Below are 20,785 nucleotides of genomic sequence, written 5' to 3' on the forward strand. Positions count from 1 at the left end.
CACCTTCTCATTTAAATTGTTTCATAAGTTTGGTATTCTTCTTCTCCAAGCGCTAGCTTTGCTTTCATACGATCTTCTTCCCTTTGGAAGCTAATACGTAATACCCCAAGCAGTCCTTCACGCGCTTCTAATATTTGCAAGTTCGTAATACTAATTTCCTCGCGCGCTAAAATGCTCGTAATATGAGCCAATGCCCCCACCTTATCTAATACATCGACGTATAAGTCGTGATAGGCAGGAATTGCCCCTCTCTTTCTTACTGGTAAAGAATCACGGTATTCTTTCGCATCTGCAAAATAGTTTTGAATCTCGCCTGCATCTCCGGTAGAAACTGTTTTATATAAATCTTCCATTTCAGAGATCCACTCTTTTAATAATACCATTAAATGCTCTCGATTTTGCTTTACAATATCACTCCACATTTTTGGACTACTAGATGCGATACGTGTAATGTCTTTGAAACCTCCAGCAGCTAGTTGATGAATGAGCGGATTATCTCCTGCATGTTTCTCAACTTGCTTTACTAAACCTGCTGCGATAAGATGCGGAAAATGACTAACGATCCCTGTTACATAATCATGTTCTTCCGTATTTAAAACAAGAAAATGTGACCCTGTTCCTTTTAACCATACTTTAAGGTCTTCCACTTGTTTATTTGGCACGTGATTCATCGGTGTTAAAATGTAAAATGCATTTTCAAATAAATGTGCCTTTGCACTTTCAACTCCCGTTTTATGAGAACCCGCCATCGGATGTCCACCAATGAAAGAAACATCCTTTGAAAATAAAGCTTCCGCTTCGTTCATAATAGACCCTTTTGTACTACCAACATCAGTCACTATAACATCTTCTCGTAAACGGAATGACGCAAGTTTGTGTAATAGCTTCTTCGTTTCTTCAACTGGAGAAGCAAAAACAATTAAATGTGCCTCTTCACATGCACGCTGTAAATCACCTGCTATTTCATCTACTACGTGTAATTCTTTTGCACGCTCTACTTGCTCTTTAAATATATCGTACCCTGTTATTGTTACATCGTGCTCTTTCTTAATTGCTAATGCGAGAGAGCCTCCTATTAAACCTGTTCCAATTAATACTACCTTTTTACGCATTGGCCTCATCTCGAGACTTATTTTTTTTATTTTCAAAGTGTTGTTTTAACACTGAAATCACTCCTTCATTTTGCTCCCTTGTTCCAACTGTAATACGGACACCATTTGGGAATGGACGAATAATAAATCCTGCATGTGCACAAGCTTCATAAATCTCTCCAGCATTATCTACCGGTAAAAAGATGAAATTAGTTTGTGACGAATAAAATGGTATTTCGTTTTCCTTACAGAAACTCTCGTATTGCTGTAATCCTTCTGTATTCACGTGAACTATTTCTTTAATAAACTCGTCATCACCAAAAGCAATCGTAGCTGCTTTTTGCGCTAATGAAGATACGTTAAATGGTAAACGTACGACATTTAATTTCTCAATTAGCTCTTCCTGTCCAATCGCATATCCAACGCGGAAAGAAGCTAATCCGTACGCTTTAGAAAACGTTCTAAGTACAAGAATGTTTTTATGTTTTTCTAAAAGCGATAATGTCTCTGGGAAATCTTTTGCTGTTACGTATTCATAGTACGCTTCATCAATGACAATTAACGTATTCTCACTAATACCTTCAATAAATTGATTCAATTTTCGATCATTCACATATGTGCCTGTCGGATTGTTCGGATTACAAATCCATACGATTTTCGTATTATTATTTACTGCTAATGAAATTTCGTCTAAATCGTATACACCGTTATTTAAAGGAATTTCTTTCACTTCACAACCTTCAATAATTGCATGATGACGGTACTGCGGGAATGTCGCACCAGCTGTCACGATGTTATCTCCTGCCTTGAGTACTGCACGACTTATGATTTGAATGACTTCATCTAAACCACTACCACAAAGTACTTGTTCCATTTGCACATGCAACTTATCTGCGATTGTTTGACGGAGCGTTGTAGCACCTCCGTCAGGATATAAAGCATGTTCCAACCAAGAATTTTGCAACTCTTCTAAAACTCTCGGTGAACAACCGAATGGATTTTCATTCGATGCTAATTTCACAAACGAATGATCTCCGTACACTTCTTTCATTTGTTCTGGTGATTTACCTGGTTTATATGGTTGTAATGATGATAGTTGATCTTTTACTTGCACATTAAACCCACCTTTTTATTAAAATTCTTTTGCGTAGTTATTGTGTTGCATAATGTTTTGTTTTAATAATTCCATACGATCTTTTCCGAATTGTTCGACTAGTGCATCTGCAAGTTCCCATGCCACAACAGATTCAGCTACTACACCCGCTGCTGGTACTGCGCAACTATCAGATCTTTCAATACTCGCTTGGAATGCTTCTTTCGTATCAATATCAACGCTTGCTAACGGTTTGTATAAAGTAGGAATTGGCTTCATCACGCCTCTTACGATAATTGGCATACCTGTTGTCATACCGCCTTCTAAACCGCCGGCATTATTCGTTTTTCTCGTGTATCCTTTTTCTTCATCCCACAGAATTTCATCATGCACTTTGCTTCCCGGTTGTCGTGCGGCTTCAAAACCTACGCCGATTTCAGCACCTTTAAATGCATTTATACTCATAATTGCACCAGCGAGTTTTGCATCTAATTTACGATCGTAATGAACGTAACTACCAACGCCAATTGGCATACCTTCTGCAATGACTTCCACAATACCACCGATTGAATCTCCACTACTTTTTGCGTTGTCAATCGCATTCATCATTTCTTGCTCTACTTCTTTATCTAAACATCGAACTGGTGAGTTTTCAGTAATTGTTTGAATTTCTTCAATTGATAAGTTTGAAATATGTTTTGCTTTTACTCCACCAATTTCAAGAACATGTCCTGCAATTTCCACGCCTAATTCGCTTAAAATTTGTTTTGCAACTGCACCAGCAGCTACACGAACTGTCGTTTCTCTTGCAGATGACCGCTCTAATACGTTTCTTATATCACGATGACCATATTTAATTGCTCCATTTAAATCTGCATGTCCGGGACGTGGTTTTGTAATTGTACGTTTCATGTCTTTACTTTCTTTTTCCGAAATTGGCTCTGCACCCATTACTTTCGTCCAATGTTTGAAATCATCATTTTTTACAATTAACGTAATCGGTGATCCAAGTGTCATCCCGTGACGAACACCACTTACAATTTCAACTGTATCTGTTTCAATTTGCATACGTCTTCCGCGTCCATGACCTTTTTGTCTTCTTAATAATTCTTTATTAATATGTTCCGCCGTAAGTGTCAAACCTGCTGGTACACCTTCTAAAATAACTGTTAACTGCGGTCCATGTGATTCTCCAGCTGTAATGTATCTCATTTCTCTTGCCCCTTTACTATTTTTTTGTACAAAAAAGTCCCTACTGAGCGCTCAGTAGGGACGATATTTATCGCGGTACCACCCTAGTTGTAGACTTCTTTCGTCTACCTCTCTTCTTCTTTAACGATCGTTCGACCGTCTTACCCTCCAAAAGTTGTCGGGAAAGATGCTCCAAGGCTGTAATTCATGCTTACCTTTGTACTGATTCACACCGACCATCAGCTCTCTTTAACAGTGAGATAAGCACTACTGTTTCCTCTTCAACGCATATATGATATGGAATTAAGATAATTTATTTTTGAAACCTTTTAACTCATCCATGAATCTATGGAATTCTGGAATGTCCATTTGTTGTGCAGAATCTGATAATGCAACTGCTGGATCTGGATGAACTTCAGCCATTACTGCATCTGCACCAATTGCAAGTGCCGCTTTCGCTGTTGGTAATAATAAATCTCTGCGTCCAGTTGAATGTGTTACATCAACGATAACTGGTAAATGTGTTTCTTTCTTTAAAATTGGTACTGCAGAAATGTCTAATGTGTTACGTGTTGCTCTTTCGTATGTGCGGATACCGCGCTCACAAAGAATAATTTGATCGTTACCTTGCGCAATGATGTATTCCGCTGCGTTAATGAACTCATCAATTGTTGCTGCTAATCCACGTTTTAATAATACTGGTTTGTTAACTTTACCTACAGCTCGTAATAAATCGAAGTTTTGCATGTTACGTGCGCCAACTTGAATTACATCAACGTAGTCTAATGCCATTTCAACATCGTTCGGATTTAAAATTTCACTAATAATTGCTAAGTCAAACTCGTCTGCTACTTGACGTAAAATTTGAAGTCCTTCTACTCCTAAACCTTGGAAATCATATGGAGAAGTTCTCGGTTTGAATGCACCACCGCGCATTAATTTTAAGCCTTGGTCTTTCATCGCTTGCCCTACTTGACGAACTTGTTCTAAACTTTCTACTGCACAAGGTCCCATGATGAACGTTTGTGTTCCGTTTCCAATCAATTCACCTTTTACATCAACGATTGTATTTTCTTGTTTCTTTTTACGTGATACTAGTAACGCTTTACGGTTATCATCTTCTTGTAACTCTAAGCTTGCTTTGAAAATCGTTTTGAAAATATGTTGAACTGTTGATGTTTCGAATGGTCCTTCGTTATGCTCTGCAATCATATCAAGTACTTCACGCTCACGTACTGGATCAAAGCGTTTCGTGCCTTGTACTTGCTTTTGCTCTCCAATTTTTTGAACAATTTCACCACGTTTGTTTAAAAGGTGTAATAGTTGTAAGTTAATTTCATCTACCTGTTTACGTAATTGATCTAATTCATGATTTGCCATTTGGAAATCCTCCTCTAATGTTTTAAAAGTATAGTAAGAGAATAAAAGATTCTCTATTTTCTGAACTGACTAATTATACAAATTTATAGTGGAATCGATACCTCTTCTTATTTTAAACTAATAATTCGTACAAAGACATGAACTACTAGTTAAAAACCCACTTTTTTGTACAAAAAAGCCCTACTGATCCAATCAGTAGGGACGATATTTATCGCGGTACCACCCTAGTTGTAGACTTCTTTCGTCTACCTCTCTTCATTGTTAACGATCATCTGACCGTCTTTCCCTTCATAAAGACAATACTATCTTTACTACGAAAAAGATGCTCCAGGACTGTAATTCGCTCTTGTTTATGTACTGGTTTGCACCAACCACCAGCTCTCTGTTACAGGGAAACAACAACTACTGCTTTTCCTTTCAATGCATGACTATTTAATTTTCAAGTTGAACCACTAAAATACAAAAAGTCCCTACTGAATAAATCAGTAGGGACGATATTTATCGCGGTACCACCCTAGTTGTAGACTAACTTTCCGTCTACCTCTCTTCACTGTTAACGATCAATTGACCGCTTTTTCCTCATAAAGACAAACTATCTTTATTACGAAAAAGATGCTCCAAGACTGTAATTCATGATTATCCCTGTACTGGTTCACACCAACCACCAGCTCTCTGTTACAGTAAGACTAACCACTACTGTGATCTCTTCATTGCACTTTGTTTATTCAAATGTTTTTGAAATTGAATAAGTATGATTCGTATTATAGAACGCTTTTCAAAACACTGTCAACAACTTTTTATATATTTTTTTAAATTCCACTTTCGTCCTATAATTCTTTTTGTAAATCACCCATTACAATTCCTATGCGAATTATTTCATTTTCTAGTAAATGTAAAACATATTCCTCTACTTCATACTGAACTAATAATTCTTTTATTTTTATGATTTCTTTTTCAAATAAAACGGCTTCGTGACATGTTTGTAGTAAAATAAAAAACACATTTGCAAATATTTCTTTATGCGCTTTCATACTTTCTTTTTTATGAAGCATTTCAATCAATAACTGCTTCATTTCCTCACCTGTACATTTACCATGTACACTTGAAAATGCACGAGACATAATACATAATCCTTTTTCTAATATTTCATCCATGTATAAAATAATACGTAAAAGCATTACATATTCTCTTGCAGTTATCTCACCCATTTTTGGTCGTTCTCGCAAAAATACACTGAGCCAAGCTGTCCAAAATTTTTGTTGTTCTTTTACACTTAATGTTTTGACGTAATAGCATAAAAACTGCATAAACTTAATTTTATTTTCTTCATTTTCTAGTATGAGTAACGGGTATAACCAATCTGTTTTTTGCTCCCAATATAGTACACATTTAATAAATACAAAGCTAAGCCACTTCAAGAAAGCTTCTCTCGTATGCGGATGTAATACTTCCAAATGTTCTATCGCATACTTAATAAATCGCTTCATTTCTGTAAATAAAGGTAAATTTATTTGCGTGTAACATAAGCCGGCCCATGCATATTCCGTAATCTCATTTTGTTTTTTTAAATCTAAGTATGGTAACAAATATTTTCGGCACCATTGTTTTTCAATATGATATAGAAATGTAATATCTGCTATTAAACGAGCAAACATAAAGTTTGTTCGTTCCGAATTAACTCTTACTTGTTCTTCAAATAAAAATAAATATTCATATACATTACGATCGTATAAATGATCATATGATAACAACTTTAATAATACAGCCGTCATTTTTCCAACTGGATGCTGAATTGATTCATTATAAAAATCTTGTTTCCCAAGCTTAAAGTCTGTATCACTCTTCATAACTTGAGGAAACACTGAAAAAGCAAATCCTTTTACAACACGTATACTATTCTCTTCTAACTCTTCTAGTCGATTACTAATTTCATATAGAAAACTACTAATTAACCAATGAAAAGCAGTATTTCTAACAAATTTCTGCAATAGCGGAATAATTTTTTGGATTTGCTCATTTGTCATTCCTCGATTATTTCGCCATTCTCTAATACAAACAAACCATACTTCATTACTTATTTCTTGCACTCCTACTAATTGGTATGCAAATGAAATACTCCACTCTGTGTTTAATTTACACGCTTTTGATAACATCTCTAAAAAATGACGTTGTTCAAAAACACCATCTTGCGAAAATTGCTGAACTTGCTTCATAATTTCAACATCTTTCAGCTGCAATAATCCGTCAGCAGTTACATTACAAGTAATGCTTTCTGCTGTATCTTCTTTCTTTTGTACACTGTATCGTTCAGAATGAAAATGAGGATGCTTTTGCTTCATTAACTCATACCCATTTGCCGTAGATGGGCTATTCGAATCACACTTGAATAATAAGTCTAATACGAGACATGCATCAAATACCCTCTCTTCTGTAAGATGCTTTATTACAGTTCGAGTGACTTCTTCTTTTGTTTTTTCTAAACAATGTGCATAATGCCTTTTTAAAAGTTGAAAAACTTCGTGTTTATAAGTGAAATCTAAAAGAAGTCCTTCATGTAACAACCATTTCATTTTGTCATCTACACGAACAAAAATATTTTTATTCATCGCATCAATTGCAATTCGCTTTTGAAGTACACTATTTGCTTCTATCATTTCTGTAATATAATAATCCGCTTTTTTCTCATTGTTTTCGCATAAATAAGTTAGACACTCTTTTACAATTCGTATTAAAAATGCAAGATCATTTTGATGAAACTCTTTCTCTACATTTTCCTTATTTCTTTTTTTCAGTGCCGTTTGTCTTAACGACAACATTCTCAATTTTTCTAATCCAATCATCATAATTGGAACAGCATAATAAGCGATATATGGCCTCATCTTTTCGTTCCAAATTTGCTCCACATGAGAAAATGTAGATACTGGTAAGCGACTCGATTCCTCGAGTTCTATTGATTCTTGCGTATCATTTCCCCATTTTCTTACACGTTTCAACTTCAGTTTTCCGTCTAAAATAAAAGTTAGTAACAATAAGGCAATTTCTTTATGCTCAGGAAAAGAACATTTTTGCAGTAACTTAGAAATCTTTTCTATAGAGCTACTATCTTTTTCAGCTGTTTCTAATAAAAGGAGTGTCCACCTTGCAAACAACAGCGGGTCCATCTTACTCTTCGTTTCGTTTAAGTAGTTACAAATTGTTCTCCATAATAACGGTGATATTTTAGAATAGTTTTTATAAATTAATTGAAATAATTCTTTCTGATGACTAAAAAGAAATTGTTCCACTAACCATTCTGCAAGTAATTCATCTACTTCATTATAGTTTGGCGTAAGCATAAACAAATTTTGTAATTTACCTTCTGCTTCTAACCATTCGACCCATTCATAATCATGAGCAAATTCCACAAAGTAACGTACTGTTTCAATTTTTTTAATCGATTGCTTTATGTATGATAATTGTTCCTGTTCTACTGACGGGGGAACCGTTACAATATCCCGAATACGCATTCTTTTCGTAATATAATTATCACCCATTAATTCAGCCCAGCGTTTTACCGCTTTTACGAGGGATTGATGATTATTCACCTTATTCGGATACACAATTGGTCTTATCCCTAAATGTTCCCAATGGTACGTATTTTCTCCTTGTGCGACAAAAGCAAATCGTCTTGTACTTGGTGGTAAACCAGTTGCTAAATATTTCATTACTGGGTCATTATGACTATATCCAACGAATAAAACGGTGTAATTTGAGAATAGATCAACTAAAAATCTTCTCGCCCACCCTTCTGTTAAGTAAGCCCTTCCAAAATCACCATCTGTTAAAATTAAAGCCTCTTTCTCCTGTTCTACATTACCATGTATGTAAGCAAGACCTTTAAAAGCTCTCCCAGTCGGTAAAGCTGGAGCGTAATAAACATTGATATCTCTATTTATTTCTTTAATTGCTGTTGTAAAATGTTGATCAAAATTTGTTGTTACAATGCGGATATCTGTATCTAAAGGAAATAGCCTTGGAATTGCATAATGCAATGGATTCGGTTTTGATTTCTCTATATGAACAAGATCTCTTGCGACTTGATGTACATCTTTTGTTTTCGCAATTTTACCAAGATAATAATCATGTGGTTCTGTTATTTCACGTTTTTCGACATATAACGTTTTTGCAATTTCATCAACTAAATCATCAAAATTCGGTAAGTTTGATTTCCCTTTCATAGAAACTCCCGCTCCAACAAATAACACTAACTTTCCTTGCTCAAGGTGATCAATTAACTCATCTGGAATTTCTACTTCTGAAGTAATCCACATCCTGGATTCCCCCTTACCTAAAAATGTCATACACTCTCATTTTACTATAACATTTTTTCATTGTTTTTATAATATTTAGACTAAATTCCGAACATGAAAAAGTTTTATGTAAATAAATCCGTTACAATGTATGAACTCCAGAATTTATTGAAAAACTATGTATAAATCGGAGGTGTAAATTTTGAATGATTTCACAGTAGTGCTTATCAAGTTTATATCGTGCATTATCGCATTTAGCATTGGGCTTGCTTTATTTTTCCCTGCAACGTTTGTTCAAATTATTTCATTCAGTCTCTTTGTTACAATCGTATCCTACATGTTCGTTGATAAAATCATTTTAAATCGAATTGGCAATACTGGTGCCATTATGTCGGATTTCTTATTAACATATTTAAGCGTATGGATTTTCGGTAATATTTTATTAGACAACTATATGCAAATTGCATGGGGCAGTATCCTTTCTGCCATCGTCTTCACTTTATCTGAAGTAATCGTTCATCGCTTCTCTAACTCTCATACAAGGCACAACAATGATAACATTCGTATTAATCGTCGCTTTGCATATGGTACAGAGTTTGCTGAAGAACAAAATATATTGGATAAAGATAAAAAAAAGTAACGTTTTAATACAGGAGCGCCCTTTTTAATTATGTGGTGCTCCTTTTTTGTATTTTTTCATTATGGTACGTGAAATTATATAAGTGATTATTTCAAAATACCGACTTACTAACAATATTTGACGCTATTTTTTCTAATAAAAAACTGCCTCTTATTTAGAGGCAGCCACTTTTAAGTCTTTTACTTCAACAACATCCGCAAACGCTCCCAATACTGCGTTATGATGTTTCACAATATCTTCAGCACGTAACACTTCTGTATTAAATGTACTATGTGCATCACTCACTAACGTTACTTTATATCCTTCACTACATGCTCTGCGCGTTGTCGTATCTACACAATACTCTGTTTGCATTCCCGAAAGAATAACGTGTTCAATTCCTTTCTCTTGTAACACTTCGCTTAAGTTTGTATTATGGAATGAATCTGGAGTCGTCTTTTCAACTATATTATCTCCTTCTTGCGGAGCGATGGCCGCATGGATTCGCCATCCATCCGTACCTTTTTCTAACGGGTGATCTTTAGGACCGTTATGTTGGATATAAATAACTGGAATACCATTTGAACGACATTCCTTAATAAGCTCTTGCAATGTTTGTAAAAACTTTCCCCCATTATGTACTGGCATTCCAGCTGTATACATACCCCCTTGCACATCAATTACGATTAATGCTTTTTTCATTTCACACATCCCCTTTGTTTGTATAAGCCATTATTATTGTTTATATTCCATCATCCAACAATCTTCTAATTTCCCCTCATGCAACTCATGTTCCTTTAAAATCTTTACTTTTTTAAATCCACTTTTTTCATAACACTTTATTGCTCGTTCATTATTTACTTTCGGATCCATTGCAATTGCTTCTGCTCCCATTTCACTCATAATATATGTAATTGCTACCTGAACGAGTTTTGTTCCAATTCCCTTTCCCCAATAGGCTGGTTCACCGATAAATTGGTCCATACCCCATACATTTTGTGATTCTTTATAGCCATATAACGCTTTCCACTCTGAATCCACTGGGTACATTTGTATGTAACCAATCGGAATGTTATCAAATTCTATTAAACATCTTTTTTCATTACTGTTTGGACTATGTATAAAATGATTAAGCACCTTTTCTACAGATTGCGGATTATCTCGTCCTTCGTAATAACGCAGGACTGCTGGGTCCGTTAACCATTTAGAAATGATAGATGCATCATCTTCCATTACGTATCTAATCAATAAACCTTCTTTTTGAAAAAGCATATTATACCTCTATTATTCCTTTATATTTTTTCTTGCTGTTACATCTTTCATTGCACCTACTAATGCATATGGTAGTAATGTAATCGCAAAAAATGCTGTAAATACGTTAAATTGCGGGATTGTATAGAGTGTGAACCATTCAGTGAAAAATTGAGAATTTAATATTCTATTAAAAAACTCTCCGCCTGGCCTAAAGTTTGGTGCCCACCCAGTGATTTCACACAAAATAAACAGTAACTGAACAATAAAAAATGCCCCTAGATAACGAAACCATGTCCGTTTCCATATAGGTTGTGCATTTTTTAATATATCCCCCATCTTACCCCCTCCTTAAATATCCATCATATTGATTATACACTTTCCTCACTTCATTTGTTAAAATTTTCTATATAATTAATACTGTTGGGGGGAATACATTATGTCTAATCCTATATTTACATCCACTTTAATCATTCTTAGAGGAAACTCCGCAAGTGGTAAAACAACGATTGCAAAACAACTACAAGAACATTTCGGACAAGGGACACTTTTAGTATCACAGGATGTTGTACGTAGAGATATGCTTAGAGTACACGACACAATGGGTAATTTATCACATGATTTACTATTTGAAATTACGAAGTACGGAAAAGGAAAATGTGAATTTGTTATTTTAGAAGGTATATTGAACAGTCATAGGTATGGTGAGATGTTAAAAGAATTAATTCGTTATTTTGATGAAAATGCATTTGCATATTACTTTGATTTATCATTAGAGGAAACTATTAGACGACATAACACAAGGGACAAACGACATGAATTTGGTGAAGATTCCCTACAAAAATGGTATAATCCGCACGATACTATTAAGGTTGCCAGAGAAACTATTTTTACAGATAACTTTACGCAAAAAGATATATTTGATGCAATTCTTAATGATGTTGCGATCAAAAAACAAGCCTAACATAATATGTTAGGCTTGTTATGTATTTTGTATTTCAGTTTTTATAATTAAACAATCTATACATAAATAATAGTATATATTCATTTCCCCAAACTGGAAATCAACTACTGAAATAAGTCCACGTTCCTCAATATCTTGAGTAATTGTAGCAACATATTTCATCTCTTTCGCACAAGTTGGACACGCCAAATCCTTTGGAAGATCATCATATAACGGTACCCCTAATAATCTACATACATATTCAGAACCGAACAAGTTAAAAGCTTCCCAGTAACTATCTTCATCTGTAGGTATATCTTCATTTTTCATATTTATAAGCTTTACCGTTGTTTTTGGTAATAAAACTGGTAACTTATATTCCTCTTCCATTATCCATTCTTCTGTATTTTGCTGCTGTATGATTTGAACAGTTTTCCCTCCATCACTTAACTGAAAATATTGCGGTTCCCATACCATCGCGCAGTTTAAACATGAAACGAATGGTAAAATATTTAGTTCATTACTTTTAAGTTCACCAAGTCTCCCATCTTTTAAATCAAAACAGAGAATTTGATGCATCTTTTCACCGCATAACTTACATACTGGCAAATTACAATCTTGACCGCCAAACTAATGATTATATGAACCTCTTCCTTCAATTACTCTATACCCTTTCCTTTCTTTGCAATGTGCACCATATAATTCTGTTGTCATATTCTATCCTCGCCTTTTATAAGAGTGATTCACAAAATGATAATAATTAAGACTAAAAAGCATCGTCTTCCTGAATAGTTTCCATAATAAATTCTTTTAAACTCGGACATATTTCTTCCATTTCGTCATCCGCGTGATACCAAATATATATTTGATCATCCATTTTTCCATTATTTATTTTAAAGCACAATTTATCCCCTGAACCATCGTCACCAATTATGATAAGGTTTTCTGACATATACTCATCTCTCATGTCAACATTTTGTCTAACTATATCATCCCAAGTTTTCGTTACATTTCTATTATCTTTAATCGGATATAGTACCCATTCCCCTATTTCAGCATTATTAACTAATTTAATAAGATCCCTATATTGATTTGGGAAAGCAGCACCTAACTTTTCTTCAGTTTCTTTTATTTGCAGCTCCAATACACCTTGTTTCTTTATTTCAATATATTCTCTTACTTCTTTCATGAAATACACCTATCCTTTGAACTTAATTACACTATTATGAGTGAAAGTGTTTAGTAAACGATTTGATCCAATTTATACATTTCATTATACGTTAATCCTTCGTTTTCAACATACTACTCTTCTCTACTTCTCAATAAACTTCTGTTCTACTTCCTTACCTCATTCTTAATAGTTTTATTTTCTAAACATCATACAATTTTTATGTTTTATTACAGATTTAGTAATAAGCCATTTATAAATCCTATTATCCTTCTACTAAAAAAATAAAAGCCAGCCTCAATAAAGAGAACTGACTTCTATTTGGATAATTATTGTTATTATAAAATTTTCACTTTAACAGTTTGTCTTCCCCAATTCATAGCTTTACTTTTTGAACCCATTAAAACATCAATACGATTACCTTTAATTGCACTTCCAGTATCACCAGCGATAGCTTCTCCATAACCTTCTACCCATACTTTAGATCCTAATGGGATTACTTTCGGATCAACTGCGATAATTCTCATATTCGGATTTGCCGTTAAATCATGACCCATCGCAGTTAAAACGCGTCCACCATATGTACCATTTTCACTTGGATCAGCAGTATACGCTGTCGCTACTACCGTTAATTCACGTTTAGCAGACTGTATGTTATTTTTAGATACTTCTTTCGCTCTCTCTTCTTCTTTAGCCTTTGCTATTTCTCTTGCTTTTTCTTCTTCTTTAGCCTTTGCTATTTCTCTTACTCTCTCTTCTTCTTTAGCCTTTGCTATTTCTCTTGCTTTCTCTTCTTCTTTAGCTTTTGCTATTTCTCTTGCTTTCTCTTCTTCTTTAGCTTTTGCTATTTCTCTTGCTTTCTCTTCTTCTTTAGCTTTTGCTATTTCTTGTACTTTTTCTTCTTCTTTAGCTTTTACTATTTCTTGCACTTTCGCTTCTTCTTTGACTTTTGCTTCTTCTTTAGGCTTTACTATTTCTTGCACTTTCGCTTCTTCTTTGACTTTTGCTTCTTCTTTAGGCTTTACTATTTCTTGCACTTTCGCTTCTTCTTTGACTTTTGCCTCTTCTTTAGGCTTTACTATTTCTTGCGCTTTTACTTCTTCTTTGACTTTTGCTTCTTCTTTAGGCTTTACTATTTCTTGCACTTTCGCTTCTTCTTTAACTTTTACTTCTTCTTTGACTTTTACCTCTTCTTTAGGCTTTACTATTTCTTGTGCTTTCGTTGTTTCTTTCGCTTTTGCTACTTTCTGCGTCTTTACTTCTTTCTTTTCTTTAACTGATTTTTGTACTTTCGCTACTTGCTTCGTTTTCTCTTCGGTTTTCTTTTCAGTTGGTGCTGTACTTGATAGGAAAGAAACGTTTGCATAAGCAGTTTTTCCTTTATACTCAAATTGCAGCCATCCGTCTTTTACTTGATGCGTTGATTCAATTACATCATCTTTTTTTAGTCTGCCAAGAATTTCTGAATCCGTGTTTGCTTCAGTACGTACATTTAACAAATTCGCCGTTACATGATATACATCTTTTGTAAACTCCGAACTTACAAACACTTCTTTACCATTCAACTCAATTTTTGACCAGCCATCTTCGGTATTTATGACTTTTAACTCTTGCCCATTCTTTACTTTTTCGACCACTTTTGATTCTGTAGTCGGTTTTTCACGTACGTTAAGTACATCTGCTGTTACGATTGTTTCTGCGGTAGCAGTTGAGGTAAACGCCCCCAATCCAAAAATAGTTGCGGTTGCTGCGCCAATTACTTTTTTCATATTAGCCTCCATTATATTTTTTCGAATTTTATCAAATGTCTCCGTAAAATTGTATAATTTTACATAATATCAAAACATTTGCAACAGTATATTAATATTGTTTAATATACCGTTATTAAAACTCCTTACTCCAATACTATCAAATTCTCATTTCTAATTCTATATATTATAAATCTCCTTATCTTTTATAAAAGCTCCATGCTCTTCTTCACACTAAATAGTTGTAGCAATTCCCGCCAAAAATAAACTTACGATTGCTAAAATTTGAGTAGCGACAATAGCCCCTCTTAAATGAAACTTATAATCTTTATATCCTTTCATACCTTCCGTACTAGGAATCACAACAAACCTTGGAGTAATCCAGCAAAAAATTAGCCAATCAATTATAAGTAAATCTACTAAATTGAAAATCATTAAAATACCAAAATTGTGTAAATAGGCATCCATATACATTAACTTTTCATGCTTATGTAGTATATATGTAGAAACGAAAGGACTACCGAAAAGAATAGTATTATATACAATATTAAAATAAATGCTTTGCTTTTTTTCATGAATCGATTTTGGAAAAACTACTTTTTGAATATCTTTCGGATAATCAGTTAACGAAAGTCGAGGATTATAATATAAGGACCCTAAAATCATTACAGATAGTACAATAGACATGATGACACCAACGTACATCATTTGTTCAAATTGATTCATATACTGTATTCACCCTTTTCTGTAATTACTATGATGGTCATTCACTTAATTACATATTGTATGTACGTACACAATCAAAAATTAACAACTAGCTTTAATAGCAAAGCAAAATTGTTGCAATGCAAATGCAAATTTAATACAGTGGAAGCCTAATTGATACAGATAGGATTGGTGAAACCTATGAAAATTGAACATATTGCAATTTGGGTAAATGACTTAAAATGTATGCGTGATTTTTATATAAAATACTTTAATGGTAAAGCAAACTCGTTATACCATAATGAAATGAAACAATTTGAATCTTATTTTATTACGTTCGAATCTGGAGCAAGGCTTGAACTTATGCGTAAAAAAGGGATTGAAAATAAGCCTAATTTAAACATAACCGGCTATGCTCATATGGCTTTTTCTGTCGGTAGTGAAGAACGTGTGAATGAACTAACAAAGGTGATAAAAGATGCTGGTTATCCTTTATTAAATGGACCACGTTTTACTGGAGATGGCTATTATGAAAGTGTAATAGGCGATCCAGAAGGCAATCAAATAGAAATTACGATTTAACTTACCCTTTTCCACCACCTCCGTATTTTTCCACGGATTAGGCGGTGCTGTTGCTGAGGTGCCAAATGAGCAACTGCTTACTTTTACCGAAAAGCACTATCAAACATATCAATATTCGCTACTTGGGAGCCACCAGAAGGTGCTGGTGGAAGTATTCGATGGGTGAAGACTTCCGTTTGGCAATGCTCCCCTTTACAAAAGGTGTCTATGTTAATACTCCTGACCTATCCATTAAAAATTGGCCAGATGCATACTTCAGTTGCAACTTTGACCGATTAATGGAAGTAAAAGCGGAATACTTTGCGAAAAATGTCTTTAACTTTCCGCAAAGTATTCCGCTTTTTTAAACTATATATTCCACCTAATATATCAAAATATAAAACATCCATTTTTTATGGGTGTTTTACAAAAAGAATTTACATAATATAATTATTAGTTGCTTTTTTTACTAAATATCTATTCAGCAATCGAAAGTAACACTTTCTCAAGGTCTTTTTTAGATAACATACTTTCGTTTATATAGCCATTCTTTTAATTGTACTTCATCCAAAGCTCCGTTCCCCTCTCATAATCCTTCACACTATATTCGCTCGTTTTTCACAAAAGGTTCATTTTACATGAAAATTTATTTATTACAATAAAAATATAAGGTATATTTTTATGAAAAGGAGGAATTCAATAATGAATACAGAGGATAAAATTCACGCTGAAAAAGTGTTAAAAAATCTATTCATCGGATCACAAGTTGATGGATTACAATTTGGTATTTCTCCAGACGCTATAAAAATTCATTTCACAAACTTTCACGACTCAGTTGATTATGACGGACAATTATATATCAATATCGAATCCAAATGGTGTTTATTTAATAAACCTCAAAAAAGCTACCCATTAAATGAAGATGAATTTGAAGTTTATTCTGAGAAAGAAGAATATGAAAGAATATGTAAGATAAGAAGACAAAAAGTTACCGATATACAACTTGGCTTAGAAAGCCCTCATTTAATTATTACATTAGAGAGTGGACAAATTATTTTTTTAAATGGTTTTCATGATTATTATGAATGTTGGCAAGCTGGTGTCCTATGTGAGCAATGGCTTGTAGTCGCTGCACCTGGGAATGAAATCGCCACTTGGGCTCCCGATGAGTTTACCGATAAGTAAACTGTCTTCACGAAGAAGAAACGAAGATATTTTATGAAGTACTATACTAATGAACTACATAATCATTTCTATTACACGTAAACAAAATGACGATTTTACTTTAATAGAACTCACTTTATTAAAGTTGAAAGGATGATAATGATGGCATGTGTCCATGATTTTGGAATAATTGACGATTTTACTTCTCAAAAAAATTACGAAGATTATACACCAGAGAAATATCATTGTATATCTGTTGATGATGATATTATCAGTAGTTTAAATCAAAATTTATCAATTATGAAAACCTACTTCCATACAGTCAAAAATCAGAAATACGGTTTAGCTTATTGTGGTATTACAATTATCCCGCCTGAATCATTAGCAATTTTCTATGAAACAGTTACATCCTCAAAGTTCTTCAGAAAATCTGATGAGCTGAATGAGTTAGCTTCAAAAATTGTACAAGCTGCAGCAGAACAGAAGTACATGATCCATTATGGGGTTTAAATGTAATTCAAAAAATGCTTAGGATTTCTCCGAAGCATTTTTTGTATGTTACTAATACATTTATTCCTTAACCAATTTAGTCAATGCTTGAGCCTATGGTCCCTTCTTTTACAAGTGAGGGCGCCCCTATTAATCTAAATAAGCGTCTCGTTTCCAATCTTCCAGCTAAACCATCTCCCGTGTCCTTCTGTTTCTCCAACCGTTTCACGATATTCGTTTCCGTTAATATAATAATCAATATGAAGGTCACGATCCCACATGTTGTTATACAGGTGGAATACATCACGTTTTGCGCCAATTTCTTGTATTTGTTTTTCTAACTTATGTTTTACTTGTTCTGGTATTTGATTTGCAACATGTGTATGGAAAATACAAATAACAGCTTCTTCACTTATTTGTTCAATAATAGATGATAATAGCTCTACACCGTCTCCTTCTATTAATTGGACAGATTCATTTTTCACTAAAGATGCAGCTTGATCAAACATCTCAAGCCTTTCTTTATGTTCTGGCCAAATTAAAGCACGTAACCATAAATAATCTTCCTCATTATGTAAATCATTCACATGTAAGTCCAGTCCAATTCTTTCTACGACAGATGGGCTTTCTTTTAGAAAATGCGGCACATTCGTCCCTCTTATTTCAGAAGTTACATGCACATTTGAATTTATATTTCCGTACATTTCATCCGTCCCGTACGAATAACGATATTGGTCCCAGAACAGTTGCAACCCAGAACTTGTCCCAATTTCAATTAACGCTAACGGCTTCTTCACTTTGTTAAATATGTAGCAGAAACTTGGGTATAAGTATGCGCACCGTCTTACTTCATTTGTTTGAACGAGTTTCGTTTGTAACAAAGTAATGATTTCTTCGCGGTACTCTTTACAGAAATCTTTAAAATGATTAAAAGCTTTATCTAAATTTGTATCAGCATTTTCAACTAAACTACTATAATACGTTTTTAAATGATGTTCTTTCCCTGCTAGCAATAAATAATGTACTGCACCTAATAGTAAGTTTGGGACTGGTTGACCTACCTGAGCATAGGACGATAGTGTAAGTACTTCCTCATCTTCAGCAATTTTCATTGATAAATATTCATATAAATCACTTGATCCTTTACATTCCTTTATTGAAAAGTTTCGAAATAAGTTTGAAATTTGTTCTTTTGTACACATTAGAGTCCCTCCTTTTTATTTTTCAGAATAATCTTACCATTTCAGAAAGAATAATCCCATAAAAAGGTACTCGATTTAGTCACTTAAGGATACGTAAGCTTTTTCGAGATAATTTCAAACTGTAATTTTTTTCTATTTACCACCTTAAAAGAGCTTGTTAAATAAGATTTTTAGCGAATAAAACGTTAAATAGTTTAAAATTATCAGATAACACTAGATATTTTAGTCTATTAATTATTATAATAGAGTATGAGATGGTTATATAATTGAGACAAAAAAGGTATACACCTAGGTGGGGCCTAGGCGGTGTTTCTCTTTTACGGCTTAGACATAGAAAACACCTACACTTTTTTGCCAATATAGGGGATGGAGAGATTATCATGAGCAACATGCAGCAAAAAACAGACGTTATCTTAATTGGTGCAGGAATTATGAGTGCAACGTTAGGCTCATTACTAAAAGAATTAGCACCAGAATGGGAAATTAAAGTTTTTGAAAAACTCGCAAGTGCCGGGGAAGAAAGCTCTAACGAATGGAATAATGCAGGTACAGGGCATTCTGCGCTATGCGAACTGAACTATACTTCCGAAAAAGCTGACGGATCTATAGATATTAGTAAAGCTGTAAAAGTGAATGAGCAATTCCAGCTTTCAAGACAATTTTGGGCATATCTTGTAAAGAGCAAATTAATTCGTAATCCACAAGATTTTATTATGCCACTACCTCATATGAGTTTAGTACAAGGGGAAAAAAATGTTGAGTTTCTAAAAAACCGTTTTGAAGCGCTTTCAAAAAATCCACTGTTTCAAGGAATGGAATTTTCTGATGCTCCTGAAACATTAAAAAAATGGCTTCCACTCATTATGGAAGGTCGCACATCTAATGAACCGATGGCGGCAACGAAGATTGACTCTGGAACAGATGTTAACTTCGGTGCATTAACACGTATGTTGTTTGATTACTTAAAAACAAAAAATGTCGAGCTAAACTACAAGCATAGTGTCGAAAATATTAAGCGCACGAAAAATGGTTTATGGGAAGTAAAAGTACACGATATGAATAGTGGTAAAATTGAGCATCATACTGCTAAATTCGTCTTTATTGGCGGCGGTGGCGGTAGCCTACCTCTACTTCAAAAGACTGGTATCCCTGAATCAAAGCATATCGGTGGCTTCCCAGTAAGTGGACTATTTATGGTATGTAAAAACCAAAAAGTTGTAGAGCAGCATCATGCGAAAGTGTACGGTAAAGCTAAAGTTGGCGCTCCGCCAATGTCTGTACCTCATCTAGATACGAGATATATAGACAATAAAAAAGCTTTACTGTTTGGACCATTCGCAGGCTTCTCACCTAAATTCTTAAAAACTGGCTCAAATCTTGACTTAATCGGTTCTGTAAAACCGAATAACGTCTTAACGATGTTAGCCGCTGGTGTAAAAGAAATGGGACTTACAAAATACTTAATTCAGCAAGTTATGTTATCACATGAAAAACGTATGGAAGAATTACGCGAATTCATTCCGAACGCGAAAAGTGAAGATTGGGATATTGTAGTTGCTGGACAACGTGTACAAGTAATTAAAGATACTGATGCTGGCGGTAAAGGAACACTTCAATTTGGTACAGAAGTAGTAAGTGCAGCTGATGGCTCAATCGCCGCATTACTAGGCGCATCACCAGGTGCTTCTACTGCTGTTCACGTCATGCTCGAAGTATTAGAAAAATGTTTCCCAAGCCGCATGGTAGAATGGGAAGAAAAAATAAAAGAAATGATTCCTTCATATGGCATTTCACTAACTGAAAATCCAAGATTGTTCCAAGACCTTCACACTTCTACTGGTCGTACACTTGGATTAAACGAAAAAGAAACTGTTCATAATTAATGCAGAAA

Annotated in this window: 18 protein-coding genes, 2 pseudogenes and 3 other annotated features; of the genes and pseudogenes, 7 read left to right on the forward strand and 13 right to left on the reverse strand. The window is 34.2% G+C overall.

Annotated elements, in window-relative coordinates; all coding sequences use genetic code 11:
- Positions 1-11: 11 nt before the first annotated feature.
- The 5 genes from tyrA to MKY21_RS14750 all read right to left on the reverse strand — a co-directional run bounded on the left by tyrA (position 12) and on the right by MKY21_RS14750 (position 9,065).
- Positions 12-1,112, reverse strand: a complete 1,101-nt coding sequence (gene tyrA / locus MKY21_RS14730) for a prephenate dehydrogenase (protein ID WP_044797278.1) — start codon at positions 1,110-1,112, stop codon at positions 12-14.
- Complete coding sequence (gene hisC / locus MKY21_RS14735; protein ID WP_001197277.1) at positions 1,105-2,205, reverse strand: histidinol-phosphate transaminase; 1,101 nt, start codon at positions 2,203-2,205, stop codon at positions 1,105-1,107. Before hisC ends, tyrA begins: the two co-directional genes overlap by 8 nt.
- A gap of 18 nt (positions 2,206-2,223) precedes the next feature.
- Entirely contained in the window at positions 2,224-3,396 is a 1,173-nt protein-coding gene (gene aroC, locus MKY21_RS14740; RefSeq protein WP_001269424.1) for a chorismate synthase, read from the reverse strand.
- Between the two features lie 53 nt (positions 3,397-3,449).
- Positions 3,450-3,669: a binding site (T-box leader), on the reverse strand.
- Positions 3,670-3,678: 9 nt separating this feature from the next.
- Positions 3,679-4,755: a bifunctional 3-deoxy-7-phosphoheptulonate synthase/chorismate mutase gene (locus MKY21_RS14745; protein WP_001273575.1), complete on the reverse strand. Its 1,077-nt coding sequence runs from the start codon at positions 4,753-4,755 to the stop codon at positions 3,679-3,681.
- Between the two features lie 194 nt (positions 4,756-4,949).
- Positions 4,950-5,185, reverse strand: a binding site (T-box leader).
- A 54-nt stretch (positions 5,186-5,239) separates the two neighbouring features.
- Positions 5,240-5,475, reverse strand: a binding site (T-box leader).
- A gap of 107 nt (positions 5,476-5,582) precedes the next feature.
- A complete protein-coding gene (locus tag MKY21_RS14750; RefSeq protein WP_341076627.1) occupies positions 5,583-9,065 on the reverse strand; it encodes a DUF4020 domain-containing protein in 3,483 nt (1,160 codons plus the stop codon).
- Between the two features lie 181 nt (positions 9,066-9,246).
- On the opposite strand from MKY21_RS14750, the gene MKY21_RS14755 reads away from it, so the two are divergent.
- A complete protein-coding gene (locus tag MKY21_RS14755; RefSeq protein ID WP_000997702.1) occupies positions 9,247-9,684 on the forward strand; it encodes a YndM family protein in 438 nt (145 codons plus the stop codon).
- A gap of 150 nt (positions 9,685-9,834) precedes the next feature.
- On the opposite strand, the gene MKY21_RS14760 is transcribed toward MKY21_RS14755, so the two are convergent.
- Genes MKY21_RS14760 through MKY21_RS14770 form a run of 3 tightly spaced genes read right to left on the reverse strand, consistent with a single transcriptional unit; the run spans position 9,835 to position 11,253 of the window.
- Positions 9,835-10,365, reverse strand: a complete 531-nt coding sequence (locus tag MKY21_RS14760; protein ID WP_000709544.1) for a cysteine hydrolase family protein — start codon at positions 10,363-10,365, stop codon at positions 9,835-9,837.
- Positions 10,366-10,398: 33 nt separating this feature from the next.
- On the reverse strand, positions 10,399-10,935 hold the full coding sequence (locus MKY21_RS14765; RefSeq protein WP_000898775.1) for a GNAT family N-acetyltransferase: 537 nt from the start codon (positions 10,933-10,935) through the stop codon (positions 10,399-10,401).
- 12 nt (positions 10,936-10,947) lie between these two features.
- Positions 10,948-11,253 carry a YfzA family protein gene (locus MKY21_RS14770; RefSeq protein ID WP_000502341.1) on the reverse strand — a complete coding sequence of 102 codons (306 nt, stop codon included), beginning with the start codon at positions 11,251-11,253 and terminating at the stop codon, positions 10,948-10,950.
- Positions 11,254-11,353: 100 nt separating this feature from the next.
- On the opposite strand from MKY21_RS14770, the gene MKY21_RS14775 reads away from it, so the two are divergent.
- A complete protein-coding gene (locus tag MKY21_RS14775) occupies positions 11,354-11,878 on the forward strand; it encodes a kinase (protein WP_000070081.1) in 525 nt (174 codons plus the stop codon).
- Between the two features lie 18 nt (positions 11,879-11,896).
- Here MKY21_RS14775 and MKY21_RS14780 read toward each other — a convergent pair.
- The 4 genes and pseudogenes from MKY21_RS14780 to MKY21_RS14795 all read right to left on the reverse strand — a co-directional run bounded on the left by MKY21_RS14780 (position 11,897) and on the right by MKY21_RS14795 (position 15,499).
- Positions 11,897-12,571 (reverse strand): annotated as a pseudogene (locus MKY21_RS14780) (hypothetical protein).
- A gap of 52 nt (positions 12,572-12,623) precedes the next feature.
- Positions 12,624-13,046, reverse strand: a complete 423-nt coding sequence (locus MKY21_RS14785) for an SMI1/KNR4 family protein (protein ID WP_098783533.1) — start codon at positions 13,044-13,046, stop codon at positions 12,624-12,626.
- A 317-nt stretch (positions 13,047-13,363) separates the two neighbouring features.
- Entirely contained in the window at positions 13,364-14,794 is a 1,431-nt protein-coding gene (entB, locus tag MKY21_RS14790) for a cell wall-binding protein EntB (protein WP_341076633.1), read from the reverse strand.
- Positions 14,795-15,007: 213 nt separating this feature from the next.
- A complete protein-coding gene (locus tag MKY21_RS14795) occupies positions 15,008-15,499 on the reverse strand; it encodes a hypothetical protein (RefSeq protein WP_001071231.1) in 492 nt (163 codons plus the stop codon).
- Positions 15,500-15,679: 180 nt separating this feature from the next.
- On the opposite strand from MKY21_RS14795, the gene MKY21_RS14800 reads away from it, so the two are divergent.
- From MKY21_RS14800 to MKY21_RS14815, 4 genes and pseudogenes are all read left to right on the forward strand, one after another.
- Complete coding sequence (locus MKY21_RS14800; protein ID WP_000687546.1) at positions 15,680-16,060, forward strand: VOC family protein; 381 nt, start codon at positions 15,680-15,682, stop codon at positions 16,058-16,060.
- Between the two features lie 4 nt (positions 16,061-16,064).
- Positions 16,065-16,407, forward strand: a pseudogene (locus tag MKY21_RS14805) (BBE domain-containing protein); the annotation flags it as partial.
- A 334-nt stretch (positions 16,408-16,741) separates the two neighbouring features.
- Positions 16,742-17,224: a hypothetical protein gene (locus MKY21_RS14810; RefSeq protein WP_001090910.1), complete on the forward strand. Its 483-nt coding sequence runs from the start codon at positions 16,742-16,744 to the stop codon at positions 17,222-17,224.
- A gap of 138 nt (positions 17,225-17,362) precedes the next feature.
- Positions 17,363-17,713 (forward strand): hypothetical protein, encoded by a 351-nt coding sequence (locus MKY21_RS14815; protein WP_001999997.1) that lies wholly within the window; start codon positions 17,363-17,365, stop codon positions 17,711-17,713.
- A 134-nt stretch (positions 17,714-17,847) separates the two neighbouring features.
- On the opposite strand, the gene MKY21_RS14820 is transcribed toward MKY21_RS14815, so the two are convergent.
- Positions 17,848-18,894 carry a DUF2332 domain-containing protein gene (locus MKY21_RS14820; protein WP_061664869.1) on the reverse strand — a complete coding sequence of 349 codons (1,047 nt, stop codon included), beginning with the start codon at positions 18,892-18,894 and terminating at the stop codon, positions 17,848-17,850.
- Positions 18,895-19,274: 380 nt separating this feature from the next.
- On the opposite strand from MKY21_RS14820, the gene MKY21_RS14825 reads away from it, so the two are divergent.
- Positions 19,275-20,777 (forward strand): malate:quinone oxidoreductase, encoded by a 1,503-nt coding sequence (locus MKY21_RS14825; RefSeq protein WP_000069138.1) that lies wholly within the window; start codon positions 19,275-19,277, stop codon positions 20,775-20,777.
- Positions 20,778-20,785: the final 8 nt, after the last annotated feature.

This window comes from Bacillus sp. FSL R9-9497 (assembly GCF_038005805.1).
Taxonomy (GTDB): Bacteria; Bacillota; Bacilli; order Bacillales; family Bacillaceae_G; genus Bacillus_A; species Bacillus_A cereus.

Coding starts and splice junctions, on each gene's coding strand:
- MKY21_RS14765 (WP_000898775.1), bottom strand. CDS start 10,935: ATGCTTTTTCAAAAAGAAGGTTTATTGATTAGATACGTAATGGAAGAT.
- MKY21_RS14785 (WP_098783533.1), bottom strand. CDS start 13,046: ATGAAAGAAGTAAGAGAATATATTGAAATAAAGAAACAAGGTGTATTG.
- MKY21_RS14750 (WP_341076627.1), bottom strand. CDS start 9,065: ATGTGGATTACTTCAGAAGTAGAAATTCCAGATGAGTTAATTGATCAC.
- MKY21_RS14795 (WP_001071231.1), bottom strand. CDS start 15,499: ATGAATCAATTTGAACAAATGATGTACGTTGGTGTCATCATGTCTATT.
- MKY21_RS14775 (WP_000070081.1), top strand. CDS start 11,354: ATGTCTAATCCTATATTTACATCCACTTTAATCATTCTTAGAGGAAAC.
- tyrA (WP_044797278.1), bottom strand. CDS start 1,112: ATGCGTAAAAAGGTAGTATTAATTGGAACAGGTTTAATAGGAGGCTCT.
- entB (WP_341076633.1), bottom strand. CDS start 14,794: ATGAAAAAAGTAATTGGCGCAGCAACCGCAACTATTTTTGGATTGGGG.
- MKY21_RS14820 (WP_061664869.1), bottom strand. CDS start 18,894: ATGTGTACAAAAGAACAAATTTCAAACTTATTTCGAAACTTTTCAATA.
- MKY21_RS14800 (WP_000687546.1), top strand. CDS start 15,680: ATGAAAATTGAACATATTGCAATTTGGGTAAATGACTTAAAATGTATG.
- MKY21_RS14745 (WP_001273575.1), bottom strand. CDS start 4,755: ATGGCAAATCATGAATTAGATCAATTACGTAAACAGGTAGATGAAATT.
- MKY21_RS14810 (WP_001090910.1), top strand. CDS start 16,742: ATGAATACAGAGGATAAAATTCACGCTGAAAAAGTGTTAAAAAATCTA.
- aroC (WP_001269424.1), bottom strand. CDS start 3,396: ATGAGATACATTACAGCTGGAGAATCACATGGACCGCAGTTAACAGTT.
- MKY21_RS14815 (WP_001999997.1), top strand. CDS start 17,363: ATGATGGCATGTGTCCATGATTTTGGAATAATTGACGATTTTACTTCT.
- MKY21_RS14760 (WP_000709544.1), bottom strand. CDS start 10,365: ATGAAAAAAGCATTAATCGTAATTGATGTGCAAGGGGGTATGTATACA.
- MKY21_RS14770 (WP_000502341.1), bottom strand. CDS start 11,253: ATGGGGGATATATTAAAAAATGCACAACCTATATGGAAACGGACATGG.
- MKY21_RS14825 (WP_000069138.1), top strand. CDS start 19,275: ATGAGCAACATGCAGCAAAAAACAGACGTTATCTTAATTGGTGCAGGA.